Here is a 15,164-nt window from a genome sequence, read left to right as displayed (position 1 = left end):
CGGCACGGTGGTCGCCGGGAGATCACGGGGCTACAGCCTGCAGGCGTAGATGTCGGTGACCAGGATGGCCCGGGCGCCGATGTCCCACAGCTCGTCCATCACGTGCTGGTGCCCCTTGCGCCGGACCATGGCGCGTACCGCCACCCAGCCCTCGCGGTGGAGCGGGGAGACCGTCGGGCCCTCCATGCCGGGGGTCAGCGCGATGGCCTCCTCGATCCGCTCGGCGCGGATGTCGTAGTCCATCATCACGTAGTCGCGCGCGTGGATGACGCCCTGCAGGCGGCGCACGACCTGTTCGAGACCGGGGGTGCCCGCGCTCTCGCGGCCCCTGATCAGCACGCCCTCCGAGCGCATGATCGGCTCGCCGAACACCTCCAGCCCCACGTTGCGCAGGGTGGTGCCGGTCTCGACGACGTCGGCGACCGCGTCGGCCACGCCGAGCCGGATGGCGGTCTCGACGGCGCCGTCGAGCTTGATCACGCGGGCGTCGACGTCGCACTCGGCCAGGTACTTCTCCAGCAGCCCCGGATACGCGGTGGCCACGCGCAGCCCCTTGAGGTCCTGCACGGAGCTCATCTGCCCGCTGCTCGCGGCCAGGCGGAAGGTGGAGCCGCCGAACCCGAGCGGCATCACCTCCTCGACCTGCGCGCCGGAGTCGATGAGCATGTCGCGCCCGGTGATGCCGGCGTCGAGAGTACCCTCCCCGACGTAGACGGCGATGTCACGCGGGCGCAGGAAGAACAGTTCGCAGGAGCTGTCGGTGTCGACGACGACCAGTTCCTTGCTGTCTCGGCGGGGCCGGTAGCCGGCCTCCTTGAGCATGGTCTGGGCCGCTTCGCTGAGCGCGCCCTTGTTCGGTACGGCAAGCCGCAACATCAGTGCTCAACCCCCTACAGGTGCTTGTAAACCTCGTCCAGCCCGATACCCCGGGCGATCATCAGCACCTGCACGTGGTACAGCAGCTGAGAGATCTCTTCTGCGGCGCGGTCCTTCGACTCGTGCTCGGCGGCCATCCAGCTCTCCGCCGCCTCCTCCACGACCTTCTTGCCGATGGCATGGACGCCCGCGTCGAGCGCCGCCACGGTGCCCGATCCCTCCGGGCGCAGGCGGGCCTTGTCCGACAGCTCGGCGAACAGCTCTTCGAAGGTCTTCATGATCTCTCTCGTCGGTCGGCTGACATGCGGGTCCAGCCTAACGTTCGCGGCGGCTTCGTACGTGCGGCGTCCGCGACCCGAGACGCCCTGGTTTCGGTCCGTCGATAACGAATCGAAAGCGCTCGGCGCTACGCTCGCGGCTGTGTCGGGGGAGTGCGTCTCAGGGCGCACGGACACAACGGGGTGCTGCGGCCCGCCGTGCCTCCTCCGGGGGAACGGCGGGCACAGCCCGCCACGGCTTCGCGGGTTACCGCGGGCGGGCCGTACCGGAGCCTCGCGGGTTACCGCGGGAGGGCCGTACCGGAACGGGAAATCCCGGCCGATCGCGCTGATCGGCCGGGATCTCAGGAGGCGCGCCGGGCGTCAGGCCCGGCGGCCGGGGTCAGCGGCCGTAGCGGCGGCCGGAGTTACCGGTGTTGCCGGAACGGTAACCGTCACGGGGACGCTCGCCGCGGTCGGCCGAGAACGGACGGCGCTCGCCACGGTCGTCGGCACGGAACGCGCCACCGCGCGGGCCGCGGTCGTCGGCGCGGAAGGGACGCGAGCCCCGGTCGTCGGAACGGAAGGAGCCACCACGAGCGCCACGGTCGTCCGAGCGGTAGCCGCCACGGTCGTCGGAGCGGGGAGCCTGACGGTCGTCGGAGCGGTAGCCACCACGAGGACCGCGGTCCTCGCCGGAACGGAAGCCGCCACGGTCGTCGGAGCGTCCGCCCTGACGATCGTCGGAGCGGAATCCGCCGCCCTGTCCGCGGTCGTCGGAGCGGAAGCCCTGACGGTTGTCGGAACGGTAGCCACCGCGGCCGCGGTCGTCGGAGCGGAAGCCGCCCCCACGGGGACCGCGGTCGCCGGAGCGCTCACCCGAACGGAAGCCGCCGCCGCTCTGACCGCGGTCGTCGCGCTCGGAGCGGTTCTCGCCGACCGTGCGGGGCCCGCCGTCGAAGTGACGCTTCGGGTAACGCTCGCCGTCCTCGTGACGACGGCCGCCGGTGGGGCGCTCGCCGCTCTCGGGACGACGTCCGTAGGAACGCTCGCCGCGACGGCCGCGACGCTCGCCGCCGTGACCACCCTCGCGGCGGGGACGCAGCGGCTTGCGGACGTCCGGCTCCCAGACCGGGATCGGCTCGCCGCTGGGAACGCGGGCGCCGGTGACCTCGGCCACCCGGGAGTTACCGGGAGCGGCCTTGAGGCGGAACGGGTGGATGCCCGCGCGCCGGGTGAGCTGGTCGGTCGAGCGCCGCTCGTTGGGCAGCACCAGGGTGACGACGGTGCCCTTCTCCCCCGCGCGGGCCGTACGGCCGCCGCGGTGGAGGTAGGACTTGTGGTCCTGGGGCGGGTCCACGTGCAGCACCAGGCTGATGTTGTCGACGTGGATGCCGCGGGCGGCCACGTCGGTGCAGACCAGGACGTTGACGGAGCCCTCACGGAACTCCGCCAGGATGCGGGTGCGCTGGTTCTGGCGCTTGCCGCCGTGCAGGCCGCCGGAACGCACGCCCACCCGGGCCAGCTGCTTGCACAGCCGGTCCACGCCGTGCTGGGTGCGGACGAAGATGATCGTGCGGCCCTCGCGGTTGGCGATCTCGGCGGTCACGTCGAACTTCTCGTCGCGGGTCACCTGCAGCACGTGGTGCTCCATGGTGTCGACCGGGGAGGTCGCCGGGGCCACGGAGTGGGTGACCGGGTCCTTCAGGAACTTCTTCACCAGCTTGTCGACGTCGCCGTCGAGCGTGGCCGAGAACAGCAGGCGCTGGCCGCCGGGCGCGGTCTGCGCGAGCAGGTCCGTGACGACGGGGAAGAAGCCGAGGTCGCACATGTGGTCGGCCTCGTCCAGGACGCTGACCTCGACCTCCGACAGCGAACACTCACCCTGGCGGATGAGGTCGCCGAGGCGGCCGGGGGTGGCGATGACGAGGTCGATGCCGCGGCGCAGCGCCTCGACCTGCTTGCCCATGGACATGCCGCCGACGACGACCTTCATGCGCAGGCCGAGGCCGCGGCCGAGAGGCTCGAGGGCGTCGTGCACCTGGAGGGCGAGCTCACGGGTGGGAACGAGGATCATGGCGCGCGGGTGCTTCGGCTTGGGCCGGTCACCGGCGATGCGGACCATCGTCGGCAGGCCGAAGGCGAGGGTCTTGCCGGAGCCGGTCTGGCCGCGGCCGAGCACGTCGTGACCCGCCAGCACGTCCGGGATGGTGGCGCTCTGGATGGGGAACGGGGCGCTGATGCCCTGCCGGGCGAGGCCGTTCACGATCGGCGCGGGCAGGCCCAGCAGCTCGAACTCGGACGGACCCGACTCCGGGGAGGTTTCGGGCAGGACAACGTCAAGCATGGTCACGGAAAATCGTGCCTTTCGGTCGAAGTGGCGCGTCACTTCTGCGAAAGGACGAGCCGGGGCGTACGGCAGCGCCGTACCTGTGCAGAGAAAACACCTCGGGGTGGGGACGTGCCCGCCTTGATGAAGGCGGTCGTCTACGCGCACCCGGTGCCGGCGCAGGCGGCTGAAGACGCGAGATGATGCGTCAGGTGCACGTGGTGGCCAACACGGGAGGAGATCGATCTATTCCCGCCCTGGCACGCTGAAGCGGCTGACGCGGGCTGCGTCAGCCGTGCAGCACAAGAAAAGTTCAGACCCTTGGGGATCAGACGTTGAAGCCTAGCATACGGAGCTGCTCGCGCCCCTCGTCGGTGATCTTGTCCGGGCCCCACGGCGGGAGCCAGACCCAGTTGATCTTCACGTCGGAGACCATGCCGTCGAGCGCCGAGTGGGCCTGGTCCTCGATGACGTCGGTCAGCGGACAGGCGGCGCTGGTCAGGGTCATGTCGATGGTGGCCACGGGCGCGGCGCCCTCGGCCGGGTCAAGGTGGAGGCCGTAGATGAGGCCGAGGTCGACGACGTTGATCCCGAGTTCGGGGTCCACGACGTCCTTCAGGGCCTCCATGACCTCCTCGACGGTGGCCTCACCGTCATACCCCTGCGTCGGGGTCTGCGTTGGCTTACTCACGAGGCACTCCTCACCACAGCGTCTTTGTAGGCCATCCACGACAGCAGCGCGCACTTGACCCGCGCCGGGAACTTGGCGACCCCGGCGAAGGCGACGGCGTCGCCCAGCACGTCCTCGTCGGCCTCCACCTGTCCCCTGCCCTGCATGAGACGGGTGAACTCATCGACCACGGACAACGTCTCGGTGACGGTCGAACCGGTGGTCAGCTCGTGCAGCACCGACGCGGCGGCCTGGCTGATGGAGCAGCCCTGGCCGTCGTAGGACACGTCCTCGATCTTGCCGCCGTCGCCGAGCTTCACCCGGAGCGTGATCTCGTCGCCGCACGTCGGGTTCACGTGGTGAACCTCGGCATCGTACGGCTCGCGCAGCCCCCGCCCCTGCGGGTGCTTGTAGTGCTCCAGGATCAGCTCCTGGTACATCGACTCGCCGATCATGACTATGCGAACACCTTCTGGACGTGATGGAGGCCGCGCACCAGGGCGTCGATCTCGCCCGTGGTGTTGTACAGGTAGAACGACGCCCGCGTGGTCGCGGGTATTCCGAAGCGCAGGTGAAGCGGCCGTGCGCAGTGGTGCCCGACGCGTACCGCGATACCGAACTCGTCGTCGAGGATCTGCCCAACGTCGTGCGGGTGAATCCCCTCAAGCGTGAACGCGACGGTCCCGCCGCGCTCCTCCAGCGTGGAGGGGCCGATGAGCCGCAGCGACGGCACCTCGGCCAGCGCGTCGAGAGCGTGGGCGGTCAGGGCGCGCTCGTGCGCCTCGATCGCCTCCATCCCGGTTGCCGTGAGGTAGTCGACGGCGGCGCCGAGACCGATGGCCTCGACGATCGGCGGCGTGCCGGCCTCGAACTTGTGCGGGTAGGGCGCGTAGGTCGAGTGGTCCATCCAGACCGCCTCGATCATCTCGCCGCCGCCCAGGAACGGGGGCATGGCCTCCAGCAGTTCGCCGCGGGCCCAGAGCACGCCGATGCCGGACGGGCCGAGCATCTTGTGGCCGGTGAAGGCGACGAAGTCGACGCCCAGCGCGGCCACGTCCACCGGGTGGTGCGGGACCGACTGGGAGGCGTCGAGCATGACCAGCGCGCCGGCCTCGCGGGCCCGCTTGAGCACGGGCGCGACGGGGTTGACGGTGCCGAGCACGTTCGACTGGTGCGCGATCGAGACGATCTTCGTGCGCTCGGTGATGACCTCGCCCGACAGGTCCAGCCGGCCCTCGTCGGTGACGCCGAACCACTTCAGCGTGGCGCCGGTGCGCTGGGCCAGCATCTGCCACGGCACGATGTTGGAGTGGTGCTCCATCTCCGAGATGACGATCTCGTCGCCGGGACCCATCGTGAAGCGCGGGTCCTCGTTCGTCTTGTTGCCGAAGCTGTAGGCGACCAGGTTGAGCGCCTCGGAGGCGTTCTTGGTGAAGACCACCTCGTCGCGCGAGGGCGCGCCGACGAAGGCCGCGACCTTGTCACGGGCGTCCTCGTAGGCCTGGGTGGACTCCGCGCCGAGCACGTGCATGGCACGGCCGACGTTGCTGTAGTGCATCGCCAGGTGCTCGCGCATGGTCTCGACGACCTGCGCCGGCTTCTGCGAGGAGTTGCCCGAGTCGAGATAGACCAGCGACCGGCCTCCGGGCAGCTCGCGGGAGAGGACCGGGAAGTCCTTCCTGATCCTCTCCACGTCGAAGGCCGCGGACATTAGACGGCAGCCTTCGTGTAGGCCACGTAGCCCTCGGCCTCCAGCTTGTCGGCCAGCTCGGGGCCGCCCTCCTCGACGATCTTGCCGTTGGCGAAGACGTGCACGAAGTCGGGCTTCACGTACCGCAGGATGCGGGTGTAGTGCGTGATCAGCAGGACGCCGGTCTCGCCGGAGGCCCGGAAGCGGTTGATGCCCTCCGACACCACGCGCAGGGCGTCGACGTCGAGGCCGGAGTCGGTCTCGTCGAGCACCGCGATCTTCGGCTTGAGCAGTTCGAGCTGGAGGATCTCGTGGCGCTTCTTCTCGCCGCCGGAGAAGCCCTCGTTGAGGTTGCGCTGGGCGAAGGCCGCGTCGATGGCCAGCGCGTCCATGCCGCCCTTGAGGTCCTTGGCGAACTCACGCAGCTTCGGCGCCTCGCCGCGGATGGCGGTGACGGCCGAGCGCAGGAAGTTGGAGACCGAGACGCCGGGCACCTCGACCGGGTACTGCATGGCCAGGAACAGGCCGGCGCGGGCCCGCTCGTCGACCGTCAGCTCCAGCAGGTCGACACCGTCGAGCAGCACCTGGCCGCCGGTGATGGTGTACTTCGGGTGGCCGGCGATGGCGTAGGCCAGCGTCGACTTGCCCGAGCCGTTGGGGCCCATGATGGCGTGGGTCTCGCCCGACTTCACGGTGAGGTTGACGCCGCGCAGGATTTCCTTGTCCTCGACGGCGACCTTCAGCTCGCGGATTTCGAGAGTGCTCATTTATGACTCCTTCGAGAGCGAGACGAGCACGTCATCGCCATCGATCTTCACTGTGTAGACGTTCACGGGCTTGGTGGCCGGCGGGCCGGTCGGCTTGCCGCTGCGGATGTCGAAGCACGAGCCGTGCAGCCAGCATTCGAGGGTGTCGTCGTAGACCTCGCCCTCGCTGAGCTTGACCTCGGCGTGTGAGCAGATGTCGTGCAGCGCGAAGACCTCAGCGCCCTTGCGCACGAGCGCGACCGGCGTCTCGCCCACCTCGACGGCGATGACCCCCGAGTCGGGGATGTCACCCACCCTGCAGACCTTCTCGTAGCTCACCGCGCGAGCTCCGCTTCCACCGCGGTCATCACGCGCTCACGGATCGCCTCGACCTCGATCTTCTCGATCAGCTGGCCGAGGAAGCCCCTGATGACCAGGCGGCGGGCCTCGTCGAAGGGGATGCCGCGGGCCTGGAGGTAGAACAGGTGCTCGTCGTCCAGGCGGCCCGAGGTGGAGGCGTGGCCCGCCCCGGCGACCTCGCCGGTGAGGATCTCCAGGTTCGGCACCGAGTCGGCGCGGGCGCCGTCGGTGAGGATGAGGTTGCGGTTGAGCTCGTAGGTGTCGGTGCCCTCGGCCGCCACGCGGATGATCACGTCGCCGATCCAGACGGCGTGCGCCTCCTCGCCCTGCAGGGCGCCGCGGTAGTCCACGTTGCTCTTGCAGTTGGGCTCGGAGTGGTCGACCAGGAGGCGGTGCTCCAGGTGCTGCTTGGCGTCAACGAAGTACACGCCCGACAGGTCGGCGTCGCCGCCGGGGCCGGTGTAGGAGACGCTGGGCGACAGGCGTACCAGGTCACCGCCGAGCGTCACCACGAAGCTGCGGAAGGTCGCGTCCTTGGCGAGCTGGGCGTGGTGGTGGGAGACGTGCACGGCGTCGGCGGCCCAGTCCTGCAGGCTGACGACCTTCAGCGTGGCGCCGTCGCCGACCACGAACTCGACGTTGTCGGCGTAGACCGCGCTGCCCTTGTGGTCGAGCACGACCACGGCCTCGGCCATCGGCTCCACCTTGATCACGATGTGACCGTAGGCGGCGCCGTCGCCGGAGCCGGTGAGCGTGATGACCGTCTCCTTGGCGACGACGGCCTCGCGCGGCACGGTGATGACCGTGGCCTTCTCGAAGGAGTTGTAGGCCTGCGCGCTGACCCGGTCGGCGGGCACGTACGCCTTGCCGACCCGGGCGTCGTCGCGGCCGACCGTCTCCACGGTGACCTCGGGGGCCGCGTCGACGTCCACGATCACGTGGCCGGAGGCCGCGGCGGTGCCGTTGTGCAGGCCCTTGAGACGGGACAGCGGCGTGAAGCGCCACTGCTCCTCGCGGCCCGTGGGCACCTCGAAGTCGTCCAGGTTGTAGGAGGACTTCTCGTGCAGGGTCGACAGGGGCTTCTCGTTCAGGCCCATCAGCCGACGGCTCCTTCCATCTGCAGCTCGATCAGGCGGTTCAGTTCGAGGGCGTACTCCATGGGGAGCTCGCGGGCGATCGGCTCGACGAAGCCGCGCACGATCATCGCCATCGCCTCGTCCTCACCGAGCCCGCGGCTCATGAGGTAGAAGAGCTGGTCCTCGCTGACCTTGGAGACCGTGGCCTCGTGGCCCATCGAGACGTCGTCCTCGCGCACGTCGACGTAGGGGTAGGTGTCGGAGCGGCTGATCTGGTCGACCAGGAGCGCGTCGCACTTGACCGTGCTCGCGCTGCCGTGGGCGCCCTCCTCGATCTGCACCAGACCGCGGTAGGAGGTACGGCCGCCGCCGCGCGCCACCGACTTGGAGATGACGCTGGAGGAGGTGTGGGGCGCCAGGTGGACCATCTTGGATCCGGCGTCCTGGTGCTGGCCCTCGCCCGCGAACGCGACCGACAGGGTCTCGCCCTTGGCGTGCTCGCCCATCAGGTAGACGGCCGGGTACTTCATCGTGACCTTGGAGCCGATGTTGCCGTCGATCCACTCCATGGTGGCGCCCTCGTAGGCGACGGCGCGCTTGGTGACCAGGTTGTAGACGTTGTTCGACCAGTTCTGGATGGTCGTGTAACGGCAGCGGGCGCCCTTCTTCACGACGATCTCGACGACCGCGGAGTGCAGCGAGTCGCTGGAGTAGATCGGCGCGGTACAGCCCTCGACGTAGTGAACGTAGGAGTTCTCGTCGACGATGATCAGGGTGCGCTCGAACTGGCCCATGTTCTCGGTGTTGATCCGGAAGTAGGCCTGCAGCGGGATCTCGACGTTGACGTTCGGCGGCACGTAGATGAAGGAGCCGCCGGACCAGGTCGCGGTGTTGAGCGCGGCGAACTTGTTGTCGCCGACCGGGATGACCGAGCCGAAGTACTCCTTGAAGAGCTCCTCGTGCTCCTTCAGGCCCGTGTCGGTGTCGACGAAGATGACGCCCTTTTCCTCAAGGTCCTCACGGATCTTGTGGTAGACGACCTCGGACTCGTACTGGGCGGCGACGCCGGCGATGAGGCGCTGCTTCTCGGCCTCGGGGATGCCGAGCCGGTCATAGGTGTTCTTGATGTCCTCGGGCAGCTCTTCCCAGGAAGCGGCCTGCTTCTCGGTGGAGCGCACGAAGTACTTGATGTTGTCGAAGTCGATGCCGGTGAGGTCGGAGCCCCAGGTGGGCAGCGGCTTCTTGCCGAACAGCCGCAGGCCCTTCAGACGCAGGTCGAGCATCCACTCCGGCTCGTTCTTGAGCGCGGAGATGTTGCGGACGACCTCCTCGGACAGGCCGCGCTTGGCGGCCGCGCCCGCCTCGTCCGAGTCGGCCCAGCCGAACTTGTAATTCCCGAGGCCTTCCAGCTCCGGGCGGTCGGTGACAGTCACCTTCCGGTCTCCTTGCTCTCAGTGTCCAATGGGTCGCGCACCGCTCCTCGCTCATTCCGCTGGGTGGGCGGATGCGCTCCCTGTATCCGAACGGGGCTCACATGCGTGGTGCAGACCCCGTCGCCGTGTGCGATGGTGGCCAGGCGTTGCACCGGGGTGCCGAGCAGTTGCGCGAACGCCTCCGTCTCGGCCTCACACAGCTGCGGGAACTCCGCCGCCGCGTGCGCCACCGGGCAGTGGTGCTGGCAGAGCTGGTCGCCGCCGGACTTGGCCTTGCTGGCCGAGGCGGCGTAACCCTCTGCCGACAGCGCCTGGGCCAGCACGTGCACCCGCTGGTCCTCCGGCACTGTCGCCATGACCGGCTCAAGCCGCTGCAGCAGGCTCTTGACCTGCGAGCGGGCGAACTCGGTCACTGCTTCCTCACCCATGCGCTCGGCCAGGAAGCGCAGCGCGCTCCCGGCCAGGTCGTCATAGGCGTGCTCGAAAGCGCTGCGCCCCGCGTCGGTGATGGCGAACAGCTTGGCCGGCCGCCCTCTGCCGCGCTGCCCGCGCGGCCGCACGGTGCGAGGCTCTATCATCCCGTCGGTCAGCAGCGCGTCGAGATGGCGTCGCACGGCTGCGGGCGTGAGCCCGAGCCGCTCGCCGAGCGCCGCGGCCGTGACGGGACCGTGCTCCAGGATCAGCCGGGCCACGCGGGCGCGTGTGCTGCGCTCGCTTCCTGGCTCGATCGAGGAGGTCACGTTTTTCACAACATCAGTGTGCCGTAATTCCTTCCCCGTTCACAAACGGTTCCGGAGATGCGGAGAATGCAATTTCTCACGCAGGGTAGCCTTACCTAACTCCACGCCGGAGCAGGGTGAACGCCACTCCCGAGGCCAGGATGAGGCCGAGCATGACGCTCGCCATGGGCACCGCCGTACCGGATCCGGCGAGTCCCACCAGCGGCGCGGCGACCGCGCCGAGGGCGAACTGCAGCACCCCGAGCAGCGCCGAGGCGCTCCCGGCGACCTGCGGAGGCTGGCTGGCGAGGGCGAGCGCGCCGGTTCCCGGCAGCACGAGGCCCTGCCCGCACATGATGACGAACAACCCCGCCACGATCCCGCCGAGGCCCAGCCCCGCGGTGGCGGCGGCGACGAGCAGCACGCCTCCCGCCAGCGTGACGACCAGGCCGACCCGGACCAGGAGCGCGGGCCGGACACGTCCGGCCAGGCGCCCGCCGACCTGTGCCATGACGGTCAGGCCGAGGGCGTTGAGCCCGAAGATGAGCGAGTACTGCTGCGGCGTGGCCTGGTAGACGCCCTGCAGGACGAACGGCGAGCCGGAGATGTAGGCGAACATGGCGGCGAAGGCCAGGCCCGCGGTCAGCGCGCTGGCCATGAAGGCGCGGTCGCGCAGCAGGCGCCAGAACGTCATGGCGGTGTGCCTGAGCCCGCCGCTCTCCCGCTGGTCGGCGGGGAGCGTCTCCTTGACGCCGGGGATGACCGCGAGCAGCAGCGCCAGGCCGAGCAGGCTCAGCGCGACGAAGACGCCGCGCCAGGAGGTGAACGCCAGCAGTTGCGCGCCGGCGATCGGGGCCAGGATCGGCGCGAGGCCGCTGACGAGCATGAGGGTGGCGAAGATGCGGGCGATGGCCGCCCCGTCGTACAGGTCGCGCACCACGGCGCGGACGATCACCAGCGCGGCGCCGCCGAGCACGCCCTGCAGCAGGCGCAGCGCGATCAGCGCCGGCACGTTCGGGGCGAAGGCGCACAGCAGCGAGGCCAGCGCGAACCCGCCGACGCCCACGAGCAGCGGCCCGCGGCGCCCGCGTACGTCGCTCAGCGGCCCGGCCAGCACCTGGCCGACGGAGACGCCGATGAGACAGGCGGTGAGGGTGAGCTGCACCTGAGCCGGGGCCGACATCATCTCGCCGGAGATGGCCGGCAGCGCGGGCAGGTACATGTCGATGGACAGCGGTCCGATGGCGCTCAGCGCGCCCAGGATCACCAGGAGCAGTCCGCGGCGTTCTTTCCTGACCTCGATCGCCGGCGTGGCCTCTGCCACGGACATGCGTGATCCCCTCTCCCTCGTAGACCGATGGCCCACGAGGGCCGAGGGGTGGAACGGGGATTAGGTCGCCCTAATTCCCCATTTCAGGAATTTTCACGAAGTTGGATGACGTTGAACGCCGCCCCCTGCGGGTCGGTGAGCACGCCGAACGCACCGGGCGGCGCGTCCATCCTGTCCACGAGGATCGTGGCCCCCTTCTCGCGGGCCTTGGCGATCGTGGCGTCGAGGTCGGCCACGGCGAAGTAGGTGCCCCAGTGGGACGGGACCTGCGGCGGGTACTCCTCGCCCATGGGCATCATGCCCGCGATGCTGTTCTCGCCGTTGTACCACTCGGTGTAGGCGATCTCGCCCATCTGCTGCGCGTGGGGCCGCCAGCCGAACACCTCGCCGTAGAAGCGGGTGGCGGCCTCGACGTCGCGGCTGACGAGCTCGTTCCAGCAGTACGCGCCCGGCTCGTTGACCAGCGCCGCGCCATGGTGGTTGCCGGGCTGCCAGACACTGAAGAAGCCGCCGTCGGGGCCTTGGAAGACCGCCATCGTGCCCTCTTCGAACACCGCGAACGGCTCGGCGACGACCGTGCCGCCCGCGTTCTTGACCCGGTCGGCGACCGCCGCCGCGTCGTCGGTGGAGACGTACATGTTCCAGACCGGCGGCATGCCCGGAGCCTGGAGCGGGCCGACGCCGGCCACGACCTTGTCGCCGACGTAGAACTGCCCGTAGCCGCCCGCGGCCGGGTCCTCGGCCATCTCGGCCCGCCACCCGAGCAGCTCGCCGTAGAAGCCGACCGCCGCCGCCACGTCGGTGGTCGACAGATCCACCCAGCAGGGAACGCCTGGATCATAAGCGCTGCGTACTGACACTTCCCCCTCCTTCTGTGAGATGGACCACAATTACCCAATCACGTCCCGTCTCACCCGTCAGGCGACTTGACGGGTTCGTCCGCAAGCCTTTACGCACTGCCAGGTCGAAGCCCGGACCATCGCGGGCAGTCCCTAGACTCTTGCCATGGATTCCCCAGCCGTCGAGATCATCGATCTGGTCAAGCGCTACGGCGCCACCACGGCGATCGACGGCCTCACGCTCTCGGCGGCCCGCGGCGCGGTCACCGCGATCCTCGGCCCCAACGGCGCGGGCAAGACCTCCACGATCGAGATCTGCGAGGGCTTCAGACGCGCCGACGCCGGCACCGTCCGGGTGCTCGGCGCCGATCCGCGCACCCACGCGCTGCGCCCCCGGGTGGGCGTCATGCTCCAGGCGGGCGGCGTCCCGCCCGCGATGCGCTGCGGCGAGTGGCTGCGGCTGGTCTCGCGCTTCTACGCCCGCCCCCTCGACCCGCATGCCCTTCTGGTACGCCTCGGGCTGGCCGAGCACGCCCGCACCCCCTACCGCAGGCTCTCCGGCGGCCAGCAGCAGCGCCTGTCCCTGGCCGCGGCGGTCGTCGGCCGCCCCGAGCTGGTCTTCCTCGACGAGCCGACCGCCGGGCTCGACCCGCAGGCCAGGCACGGCTGCTGGGACCTGATCGGCGACCTGCGCGCGGCCGGGGTCTCCGTGGTGCTCACCACCCATCACATGGACGAGGCCGAGCGCCTGTCCGACCACGTCGTCATCATCGACCGCGGCCAGGTCGTGGCCGAGGGCAGCCCCGCCCAGCTGACCGGCGCCGAGCGGCAGTTGCGCTTCCGCGCCCGTCCCGGCCTGGCGCTGGAGGAACTGCTCAACGCGCTGCCGGCCGGCAGCGCCGCCAAGGAGTCCCCGGCCGGCCACTACATCCTCGAGGGCCAGGTCGGGCCCGAGCTGCTGGCCACGGTCACCGCCTGGTGCGCCGCCGAGGGCGTCACCGCCGACGACCTGCGCATCGAGCGCCGCACGCTGGAGGACGTCTTCCTCGAACTGACGGGACGCGAACTGCGATGACCGCCCTTGACTTCACTCCGGCCCCCGGCGCCGCGTCGCTGCCCAGGATGGTGCTGGCGCAGGCGGGAGCCGAGGTGCGGGCCATCCTGCGCAACGGCGAGCAGCTGCTGCTCACGCTGATCATCCCGGTGCTTCTGCTCGCGGGCTTCTCGCTGGCGCCGCTGATCGACATCGGGGGCGGGAGCCGGGTCGACTTCCTGGCCCCCGGCGTGCTGGCCCTGGCCGTGATGTCCACGGCGTTCACCGGGCAGGCGATCGCGACCGGGTTCGAGCGCCGCTACGGCGTGCTGAAGCGGCTCGGGGCCACGCCGCTGTCGCGGGCCGGGCTCATGCTGGCCAAGACGCTGGCCGTACTCGCGGTGGAGGCCCTGCAGGTGGTGGTCATCGTGGCCGTGGCGCTGGCGCTCGGGTGGCGGCCGCAGGGCTCGTTCCTGGGGGCGGCCCTGCTGGTGCTGCTCGGCACCGCGGCCTTCAGCGGGCTGGGCCTGCTCATGGCGGGGGTGCTGCGCGCGGAGGCGACGCTGGCCGCGGCCAACCTCGTCTACCTGGTGCTCCTGGGGGCGGGCGGGGTGGTCTTCCCCCTGTCGAAGTTCCCCGAGGGGCTGCGCTCGGCGCTTGAGCTGCTGCCCATCTCGGCGCTGACCGGCGGCCTGCGCGCGGTGCTGCGCGACGGCGCCGCGCTGCCGCTCGGCGCGCTGGCCGTTCTGGCGGTCTGGGCGGTGCTCACGCTGGGGCTGGCCTCGCGCACGTTCCGCTGGGAGTGACACCCCGGGCTCCGGTTGTGTCGGTCGTCGTGAGTACCCTCTGACGACGACCTGAGGAGTCCCCTTGACCGCCTTTGCCCTTGATGAACCATTCGACCGTTCCAAGTCCGGTGTGCCGGGACCGGGCGGTCTGCTGCGCACCGCCGCCGACTCGATCCCGCCCTCCGGGCTCGTGCTGCTGGCCATCGTCTCCGTCCAGCTCGGCGCCGGGTTCGCCAAGGACCTGTTCCACATCCTGCCGCCGAGCGCCATGGTCTTCCTGCGCATCGCGGCCGGGGCGCTGATCATCACCGCTGTGGCCCGGCCGCGGCTGCGGGGCATGACCAGGCGTGACTGGGCGGTCGTGGTCGGCTTCGGCGCCACGTTGGCGGTCATGAATCTGACGTTCTACGAGGCTCTGGCCCGGTTGCCCATGGGGATCGCGGTGGCGATCGAGTTCCTGGGGCCGCTGGGGGTCGCGGTGGCGGCCTCGCGGCGGCGGCTCGACCTGTTGTGGGTGCTTCTGGCCGGGGGCGGCGTGGTCCTGCTCGCTCCCTGGGGGCAGTCGACCTCGGTCAGCTGGGCCGGCATCGGCTTCGCGCTGGTCGCGGGGGCGTGCTGGGCGGCGTACATCCTGCTGTCGGCGGCGGCCGGGCAGCGCTTCTCCGGCGCCACCGGGCTGTCGCTGGCCATGGCGGTCTCCGCGGTGGTGGTCGCGCCGGTCGGCGTCACGGCCGGCGGGGCGGACCTGCTGCGGCCCGAGGTGCTGCTGATCGGGCTGGGGGTCGGGCTGCTGTCGTCGGTGATCCCGTACTCGCTGGAGCTGCAGGCGCTGCGCCGGATGCCCAAGCACGTGTTCGGGATCCTGATGAGCCTGGAGCCCGCCGTGGCGGCGATGATCGGGCTGGTGGTGCTGGGCGAGATCCTGCACCTCCGCGAGTGGGCGGCGGTCATCTGCGTGGTCGCGGCCAGCCTGGGCGCCACCCGGGCGCGCAAGAAGCTCTGATCCTGGACTGGTTTC

General features: G+C 70.2%; 16 protein-coding genes. 3 read left to right on the top strand and 13 right to left on the bottom strand.

The genetic code is table 11. From position 1 onward, the window contains the following. Window positions 1–30 precede the first annotated feature (30 nt). From hisG to ACIBKY_RS49420, 13 genes are all read right to left on the bottom strand, one after another. A complete protein-coding gene (gene hisG / locus ACIBKY_RS49480) occupies window positions 31–876 on the bottom strand; it encodes an ATP phosphoribosyltransferase (RefSeq protein WP_397108661.1) in 846 nt (281 codons plus the stop codon). Window positions 877–890: 14 nt separating this feature from the next. Next, a complete protein-coding gene (locus ACIBKY_RS49475) occupies window positions 891–1,154 on the bottom strand; it encodes a phosphoribosyl-ATP diphosphatase (protein ID WP_184974198.1) in 264 nt (87 codons plus the stop codon). A 382-nt stretch (window positions 1,155–1,536) separates the two neighbouring features. Further along, window positions 1,537–3,480: a DEAD/DEAH box helicase gene (locus ACIBKY_RS49470; protein ID WP_397108659.1), complete on the bottom strand. Its 1,944-nt coding sequence runs from the start codon at window positions 3,478–3,480 to the stop codon at window positions 1,537–1,539. 310 nt (window positions 3,481–3,790) lie between these two features. Further along, window positions 3,791–4,153 (bottom strand): metal-sulfur cluster assembly factor, encoded by a 363-nt coding sequence (locus tag ACIBKY_RS49465; protein WP_397108657.1) that lies wholly within the window; start codon window positions 4,151–4,153, stop codon window positions 3,791–3,793. Continuing rightward, a complete protein-coding gene (gene sufU, locus ACIBKY_RS49460; RefSeq protein WP_379617703.1) occupies window positions 4,150–4,587 on the bottom strand; it encodes a Fe-S cluster assembly sulfur transfer protein SufU in 438 nt (145 codons plus the stop codon). Before sufU ends, ACIBKY_RS49465 begins: the two co-directional genes overlap by 4 nt. 2 nt (window positions 4,588–4,589) lie before the next feature. Beyond that, the gene (locus tag ACIBKY_RS49455) at window positions 4,590–5,843 is read right to left on the bottom strand and encodes a cysteine desulfurase (RefSeq protein ID WP_397108655.1); all 1,254 of its coding nucleotides are present in this window, start codon (window positions 5,841–5,843) and stop codon (window positions 4,590–4,592) included. Beyond that, entirely contained in the window at window positions 5,843–6,589 is a 747-nt protein-coding gene (gene sufC / locus ACIBKY_RS49450; RefSeq protein WP_397108653.1) for a Fe-S cluster assembly ATPase SufC, read from the bottom strand. Before sufC ends, ACIBKY_RS49455 begins: the two co-directional genes overlap by 1 nt. Then, window positions 6,590–6,907 (bottom strand): non-heme iron oxygenase ferredoxin subunit, encoded by a 318-nt coding sequence (locus tag ACIBKY_RS49445; protein ID WP_397108651.1) that lies wholly within the window; start codon window positions 6,905–6,907, stop codon window positions 6,590–6,592. Next, window positions 6,904–8,025 (bottom strand): Fe-S cluster assembly protein SufD, encoded by a 1,122-nt coding sequence (sufD, locus tag ACIBKY_RS49440; protein ID WP_397108649.1) that lies wholly within the window; start codon window positions 8,023–8,025, stop codon window positions 6,904–6,906. The genes ACIBKY_RS49445 and sufD overlap by 4 nt, the downstream gene beginning before the upstream one ends. Further along, window positions 8,025–9,437 carry a Fe-S cluster assembly protein SufB gene (gene sufB / locus ACIBKY_RS49435; protein WP_397108647.1) on the bottom strand — a complete coding sequence of 471 codons (1,413 nt, stop codon included), beginning with the start codon at window positions 9,435–9,437 and terminating at the stop codon, window positions 8,025–8,027. Before sufB ends, sufD begins: the two co-directional genes overlap by 1 nt. Next, window positions 9,434–10,186 (bottom strand): helix-turn-helix transcriptional regulator, encoded by a 753-nt coding sequence (locus ACIBKY_RS49430; protein WP_397108645.1) that lies wholly within the window; start codon window positions 10,184–10,186, stop codon window positions 9,434–9,436. Before ACIBKY_RS49430 ends, sufB begins: the two co-directional genes overlap by 4 nt. 82 nt (window positions 10,187–10,268) lie before the next feature. Further along, window positions 10,269–11,486 (bottom strand): multidrug effflux MFS transporter, encoded by a 1,218-nt coding sequence (locus ACIBKY_RS49425; RefSeq protein ID WP_397108643.1) that lies wholly within the window; start codon window positions 11,484–11,486, stop codon window positions 10,269–10,271. 83 nt (window positions 11,487–11,569) lie between these two features. Further along, window positions 11,570–12,346: a VOC family protein gene (locus ACIBKY_RS49420; protein ID WP_397108641.1), complete on the bottom strand. Its 777-nt coding sequence runs from the start codon at window positions 12,344–12,346 to the stop codon at window positions 11,570–11,572. 145 nt (window positions 12,347–12,491) lie between these two features. Between ACIBKY_RS49420 and ACIBKY_RS49415 the strand changes: the two genes are divergently transcribed. From ACIBKY_RS49415 to ACIBKY_RS49405, 3 genes are all read left to right on the top strand, one after another. After that, window positions 12,492–13,400 (top strand): ABC transporter ATP-binding protein, encoded by a 909-nt coding sequence (locus tag ACIBKY_RS49415; RefSeq protein WP_397108639.1) that lies wholly within the window; start codon window positions 12,492–12,494, stop codon window positions 13,398–13,400. After that, the gene (locus ACIBKY_RS49410) at window positions 13,397–14,164 is read left to right on the top strand and encodes an ABC transporter permease (protein WP_397108637.1); all 768 of its coding nucleotides are present in this window, start codon (window positions 13,397–13,399) and stop codon (window positions 14,162–14,164) included. The genes ACIBKY_RS49415 and ACIBKY_RS49410 overlap by 4 nt, the downstream gene beginning before the upstream one ends. A gap of 64 nt (window positions 14,165–14,228) precedes the next feature. Beyond that, on the top strand, window positions 14,229–15,149 hold the full coding sequence (locus ACIBKY_RS49405) for an EamA family transporter (RefSeq protein WP_397108635.1): 921 nt from the start codon (window positions 14,229–14,231) through the stop codon (window positions 15,147–15,149). Window positions 15,150–15,164: the final 15 nt, after the last annotated feature.

This window comes from Nonomuraea sp. NPDC050394 (assembly GCF_044459065.1).
Taxonomy (GTDB): domain Bacteria; phylum Actinomycetota; class Actinomycetes; order Streptosporangiales; family Streptosporangiaceae; genus Nonomuraea.
Note: the sequence above shows the minus strand (reverse complement) of the source record. Positions and strands in the feature narration are given on the sequence as shown.